This window comes from Janthinobacterium sp. Ant5-2-1, from assembly GCF_001445815.1.
Taxonomy (GTDB): domain Bacteria; phylum Pseudomonadota; class Gammaproteobacteria; order Burkholderiales; family Burkholderiaceae_D; genus Janthinobacterium; species Janthinobacterium lividum_E.
Map to the genome: position 1 here is coordinate 43,739 of NZ_LNCE01000015.1, position 6,000 is coordinate 49,738.

The following is a 6,000-nucleotide window of genomic DNA, read 5'->3' on the forward strand; positions in this document are numbered from 1 at the left end:
CGCAATATTTTTGTGGGCACCCTCACCCCGCCGGCTTCTTCTTCCCCTTCAACAAACTCCCGGCCGCATTTTCCTCGAAGCGGCCCGCCTCTTCTATATAACCATGCACGGTGCCGTCGTGGCGCCAGCCGCCCTGGCGCTTGATGGCCTGAAAGTCGGCGCCGGCCCGGTGCGCGCTGGTGGCCATGCCGCGGCGCAGGCTGTGGCTCGATAGTTCCGGCACGTAATCGAGCGCCGCCAGCCTGGCACAAGCTTCCAAGATCGTGTTGATGCTGCTCGCGTGCAGACCCTTCGCGCCCACGTGTCCCCACTGGTTCACCGTGCGCAAGAGCGGCCCCGTGCGGATGTGCGCCGCGGCCAGCCACGCGCGCAAGGCCGTCGCCGGGCAGCAGACGCCGTCGCCGAACGGAATCGCCTTGACGATGCCCTCCCCCAGTTGATCCGTTTTCGAGCGGGGCAAGGTAATCACCATGCCCTGCGGCTCCCAGCTAACATCTTCCACAGTCAATCCCGCCAGTTCGCTGCGGCGGAAACCGCCAAAAAACCCCAGCTGCAGCAAGGCGCTGTCGCGCAAGGCCTTGTTCGTGCCCAGCGCGGCCAGTTTGGCGACGATCAGTTCCAGGTCTTCCAATGGCAGCGCCTTGGCCTTCTTTTTCGGCTTGCCGTGCAGGCGGGCAATGCCGGCCAGGGTCTTGCGCACGGTGGGCGTGGACGCGGGGTCGGCAAAGGCCTGGTACACATGCCATTGCGACAAAGCCGTCAGGCGCAGGGCCAGGGTGCGGGCGTTCAGGCTGTCCGCATACGCCATCAGGTAGCGGATGACGGTGGGCTCGTCTGCGGGCAGCGCCCCGCCCCATACCTGGAAATGGCGGATGGCGGAACGGTAGGTGCGGCGCGTGTTGTCCGACGTGGCGGCGGCGAGAAACGCCTGGTGGCGCGCGGCCAGCTCGGCATCAATGAGGGCGCCGCGTAATGGCGCAGCGGCGATGGCGGTGCTTTTGGGCATGGCGGCACGGCGTTTCGAGAGGGGCAAATCGGGCATGGCGGCGGCGAAATCGCGGTTTTGTACTGGGAGATACGCAGAATAGCATGCAAACCACCCCAATAACACGCGATAAGCGAACTTATCGCAACTTATATTTTTCAAGAATCCATAAAATATGTATCGTAATATTATTTGATATTACGTATCATGTAATATATTACTAAATTTCGTTCATAGGTGGTTTTATGGCCCGCACCGGCATTTTGTACTCTGACGTTATGAAAGCAGCCCAAATCGTCGCTGCCGATGGGCGTAATCCCACGGTCGACAGCGTGCGCGAAGCGCTGGGCAGCACGGGCAGCAAGAGCACCATCGCGCCCCTGCTCAAGCGCTGGAAGGAAGAGTTCCAGGGCGCGGGCGCCGTGAAAACGGAATCGGGCTTGCCGGCCGAGCTGATGGAAGCGATGCGCGGCGTCTATGACAAGCAGCAGCGCGACGTGGCGCGGCAGCTGGAAACGGGCATGCAGCAAAACCGCGCCGAACTCGACGCGGCGCTGGAAAAGCTGAAGAAGACGGAAACGGAACGGCTGAAACTGGCGGAGGCGCGCACCGCCCTCACCCAGGAATTGCGCGCCACGCAGCACGCGCTGGCGCAACTGAAGGAAGAACACCATTTTCGCGCCGTCACGCTGGCCACCTTGCACAGCGATAACGCCGGCTTGACGCAACGCCTGGCCGACCGGAGCGAGGAAATCGCGGCCCTGAACCGCCAACTGGCGCAAGTGCGCTCGCAGTTCGACCATTACCAGGAAGCGGCGGCCGCGCAGCGCAGCGAGGAGCGGACCCAGGCGCAGCAGCGGATCAGCCGCCTGGAACAGGAGAACGCCCAGCTGCAGCAGCGTTTGCAAGGCCAGCAAGCGACCCTGGTACAGCAAGACATGCGCCTGGCGCAACTGCAGGCGGAACACACGCGCCTGGCTGATGAAGCGGCCGCCGACCGCGCAGCGCTGGCCACCGTGCGCCCCGAGCGCGACCAGTTTGAATTTCAATACTTGCAGGCGGCCGCCTCGGCCGACGCCCTGCTGGACAAGCTGGACACGGCCCTGCTGGCGCTGAACGACGCCAAGGTGGCGCTGGCCGCGCAAGACCGGCAGCTCGACATGCTGGCGGAGAACGGGCAACTATCGCAGCAGAAAATGGAAGCATTGGCGCTGGAACGCGATGGCTTGCTGCGCGAAAATGCCGGCATGGCGGCGCGCCTGGCCCTGCTTTCGGATAGCAAGGAGAAGCGCGATGTTTGAACCTGTCTATATGACTGCCTTGCGCGCCTCGCTGAATCTGACGCTTTACTGCCGGTAGCGCACCCGTATCCACGCGCCGATGGCGTCCACGCCGCTGTCTGCCGCATCTTCGACCCAGCCCGCGCGCGCATAAAAGCGCCGCGCGCCCGTATTGCTCAGCTGCGTTTTCAGGCTCAGGCGGGGACCGAAGCACGCCACGACGGCCGCCAGCAGTTGCCCGCCGATGCCCGACCCACTCTGCGCCGGGTGTACATACAGGTGATGCAGGAAATAGTCGGGGGCATCGCCCGTGTACACGGCGGCAAAACCGGTGACGATGCCGCCGCGTTCGGCAACGAGGATGGCTTCGCCCCGCGTCGTCGCCGTAAAAGTAGCGCTGCCGACGACAGGGCCGAAGGCGTCGCGCCCGGCCAGGGCCAGGATGGCGGTGCAAAACTCCGTGTCCGCGCTGGCGAAAGGGCGAATCAGGCACATGGCTGGCGCGCTATCCATTCGTTACAGGCGGCGATTCAGCACGCTGTCGATAGCGTGGGTTTTCAGTTCCACCTGGACTGTGCCGTCCTGCAACCAGTAGCCGTCGCCTCCCTGCTGCAGTGCCGCCATGTCGAGCGCGCCCAAACTTGGCGGGATGGCGCCGGCGAGCAAGGCCGCCACGTCGTCCCATTCGCCATAAAACAGTTTCAGATACCAGCCGTCGTCGTGGGCAAAGGCGAGAAAACGGCCCTGCAGGGCGGGCAGCGGCGTGAGGGCGCCACGGTGATCGAGCGTCGTGGCCACTTCCGCATCGAGGGAAGCCGGCGGCGCGCCTTGCCAATCGGCCCAGGCGTGGCTGCCCAACGCATGCATGTCTTCGAGCGCCAGGGCCGGCAGTTGTTGCCGCGCCAAGGTCTGGAAAGCCGCAGGCTTTTTGATTGTCCCGGCGCTGCCCTTGCGCAGCACGATGCCGTCAGCCTCGCCGAGCGCGGGGATAACATCCTTGAATTCAATGCCGGAAGCGACGAGCATGCGCTCGACCGGGTCGTGCCAGATGTACAGATAATGTCTCAAGTAGAAGTCCGTTTTGGTTTTGGCGCCGTATTTGCGGCCACGGCGGCGCGTATCAGCGCCTTGAACGCCGCGGCATCGAGATGCGCACCCTCGTGGATATCGATGGCCCGGCGCGTGTTACCGTCCAGGCTGGCATTGAACAGGCCGGCCGGATCGGGCAAGGCGGCGCCCTTGGCGAAGGTGAGTTTCACGGCCAATTTATAGGTTTCGCCCGTGCAAATCATGCCCGCGTGCGACCAGACGGGCACGCCGCGCCATTTGACTTCTTCGACCACCTCGGGGTCCGCCTGGCGGATCAGCGCCCGCACATTGGCCAGGGTTTTGCCGCGCCAGTCCCCCAGCGAGGCGATCTTCGAGTCGATCTGGCTGGCGGCGGACCCTGCGTTTTGCGCATCCTCGCCGGGCCGCGCACCCGCTTCCGCTTTTTTCATGGCTGACATCTCCTTCCCTGTGCGCTTGCCTTACTGCGCAGGATCGGCCATGCAGCTGGCAAGCGAGGCAAACAATTGTGTGCGCAGCGCCTGGTATTGCGCATCCGTCGCAAAGTCGCGCGGATCGGCCGGCTGGTTCAGCAGATAGGCGGTGGCGACCGTGCCGCTGGCGGCGTGCAGCAGTGTATACAAGCTGATGATGCCCTGCGCTTGCGCGATACTGGCGTTATTCAATCCTAGCACTTCCACGCCATCGCGCGCGTCCGTTTCCAGCGGCAGTTGCTGCGGCAGCTTGCCCCTGGCGGCCATTTCCCGCATCTGCGCCACGATGGTCTCGCGGTCGGCGGCGAACTGGCCTTCGGCGCTGCGTTCGATCTTCAGATTCACGAAAGGCAAGCTGCTCTTACGGAACAGCATCAGCCGATAGCCATCGGCCGTCGATATTTGCCTATCCCCCGCCGCCATCTTGACGATGCGCGTGGTCGCGCCTGCCGGCAGGCGGTCCTGCGTCTTAAACTGGAACTGGCTGCGGTTGATGCATTGCGCCAAGGGCGCCAAAGGATCGGCCGTGCGGTCTTGCGCCTGGACGCCCAGTGTCGCGAGCAATACGGGGATGGCAAGCAAATGGCGGTGGTTCATGAGAGGCGTCAGTCATCGTATCAAGGTGCGGCGAGCATAACCGTCTATATTGCCAGAAGGCAAATGTTTAGTTGCCATCCTCTAAATACCCATGGGATAGCTTCTTAATATGAACTTCACCTGGCCCGCGTAGCATTCATGTTGGCAAGGCTCTCATTGTGCAGCGCCTGCCCTTTTCCGGCAGAACCATGAATGACATCGCTTTAACCTTGCGCCACGGCGCCGCCGTGCCGCCCGCAGTGACACAGCCTCCCGCCAGCGGCCACCGCCTGAAAGCGGCGCTGGGCGCCCTCTTCTTTCCCCGCCAGCGCACGCGCTGGCACGCCTTCCTCGGCAGCATGCCGGGCTTGAACTCGCTGGCGCAGCTGCACCCGTGCCTGCGCTTCAAGATTTACCGTCCTTACGCTTCGCGCCAGCTCGGTTGCGCGGATCGTTTGGCCTTGCTGGAAGGACACTACCGCTTCCTGTGGCAGGCCGGCGCCCGCGCGCTGGTCGAGCGTGCCGCGTGCGGACCCGTGGTGCTGGCCGCCTTCGAAGGCAAGGACGGGGCGCTGTACCGCTTGCAGCTGACGGCCATCCACGACAGCTACCGTGAAGGCGAACTGTGCCTGCGCCTGACGCGCGACGGCCAGCCTTTGTACCTGGCCAGCTTTTTGTTCGTGCCGCGCGCCGATGGCGTCTCGCTGCAGCTCGGCGCGCTGCAAGGCTTGCGCTCGGAAGCGGGCAAGCTGGCCGTCAAGGAAGCCACGCGGGCGCTGCACGGTTGCCGTCCGAAAAACCTGATGGTGACGGCCTTGCGCGATTTCGGCGATTTTTTTGCCTGCAATAACCTGTTTTTGATCAGCAATGACAACCGCATCGCCCTGAATGCGCGGCGCCGGCGCCATATCGCCGCCGACTACGACCTGGCGTGGCAGGAGTTGCACGCCTTGCGTATGCGCGACGGCAATTATCACTTGCCGTGCGCGCCGTACCGGGCGCCCGACCTGGCCGACGTGCCATCGAAAAAGCGCGCCGATGCGCGGCGGCGCGGCGAATTGCTACATGGCATGGCCGACGGCATGCGCGCGCAGCTGGCGGCGCTGCTGGCAATAGCAACGCCGCCATCTTGCCAAAACAGTCATCTTTACAGCGCAGATGCTATGCTATCTTCCCATCAATCATTAACCTGACGGAACCACGATGCCCCCACGCCTGCGCACTCTGCTGTTGCCCATTCTGTCCCTGTCCGGCGCCGCGGCCCTGGCCGCCCCCACGCTCGACGCCGCCATGCGGGAGCGGGCGGAAAACTTGGTGCGTGACGGCAAGCATGCCAGCCTGGCGATCGCCGTGATCGACGGCAAGGACAGCGCCGTGTATGGCTTCGGCCGCGCGCGGCCAGGCGACTCGGGCGTACCCGATGCCGACACCGTGTATGAAATCGGCTCCGTGACGAAAACCATGACGGGCCTGCTGCTGGCCGACGCGGTCGTGGCGGGCAAGGCCCGGCTGGATCAGCCGGTGGCCGAGCTGCTGCCCGGCTACGCCATCCCCACGCTGGCTGGCCGGCAAATCACCGTGGGCCAGCTGGCCACGCAATTATCCGGCTTGCCCCGCC

8 protein-coding genes are annotated in these 6,000 nt (G+C 64.2%); 3 read left to right on the plus strand and 5 right to left on the minus strand.

The window, feature by feature from the left end; all coding sequences use genetic code 11:
* Positions 1-22 precede the first annotated feature (22 nt).
* Entirely contained in the window at positions 23-1,006 is a 984-nt protein-coding gene (locus tag ASN89_RS05875; protein WP_058048604.1) for a tyrosine-type recombinase/integrase, read from the minus strand.
* 257 nt (positions 1,007-1,263) lie between these two features.
* On the opposite strand from ASN89_RS05875, the gene ASN89_RS05880 reads away from it, so the two are divergent.
* Positions 1,264-2,286, plus strand: a complete 1,023-nt coding sequence (locus ASN89_RS05880; protein ID WP_235501884.1) for a DNA-binding protein — start codon at positions 1,264-1,266, stop codon at positions 2,284-2,286.
* Between the two features lie 45 nt (positions 2,287-2,331).
* On the opposite strand, the gene ASN89_RS05885 is transcribed toward ASN89_RS05880, so the two are convergent.
* The 4 genes from ASN89_RS05885 to ASN89_RS05900 are packed head-to-tail and all read right to left on the minus strand — an operon-like array spanning position 2,332 to position 4,403.
* Complete coding sequence (locus ASN89_RS05885) at positions 2,332-2,760, minus strand: GNAT family N-acetyltransferase (RefSeq protein WP_161911735.1); 429 nt, start codon at positions 2,758-2,760, stop codon at positions 2,332-2,334.
* A 21-nt stretch (positions 2,761-2,781) separates the two neighbouring features.
* A complete protein-coding gene (locus tag ASN89_RS05890; RefSeq protein WP_058048595.1) occupies positions 2,782-3,333 on the minus strand; it encodes a hypothetical protein in 552 nt (183 codons plus the stop codon).
* Entirely contained in the window at positions 3,330-3,764 is a 435-nt protein-coding gene (locus ASN89_RS05895) for a DUF1801 domain-containing protein (RefSeq protein WP_058048596.1), read from the minus strand. The genes ASN89_RS05890 and ASN89_RS05895 overlap by 4 nt, the downstream gene beginning before the upstream one ends.
* Positions 3,765-3,794: 30 nt before the next feature.
* Positions 3,795-4,403 carry a hypothetical protein gene (locus ASN89_RS05900; protein ID WP_058048597.1) on the minus strand — a complete coding sequence of 203 codons (609 nt, stop codon included), beginning with the start codon at positions 4,401-4,403 and terminating at the stop codon, positions 3,795-3,797.
* Positions 4,404-4,591: 188 nt separating this feature from the next.
* On the opposite strand from ASN89_RS05900, the gene ASN89_RS05905 reads away from it, so the two are divergent.
* Positions 4,592-5,575, plus strand: coding sequence for a VirK/YbjX family protein (locus tag ASN89_RS05905; RefSeq protein ID WP_152988457.1), 984 nt, complete (start codon positions 4,592-4,594; stop codon positions 5,573-5,575).
* Between the two features lie 10 nt (positions 5,576-5,585).
* On the plus strand, positions 5,586-6,000 hold a 415-nt coding region (locus tag ASN89_RS05910), incomplete at its 3' end, for a serine hydrolase domain-containing protein (protein WP_152988458.1).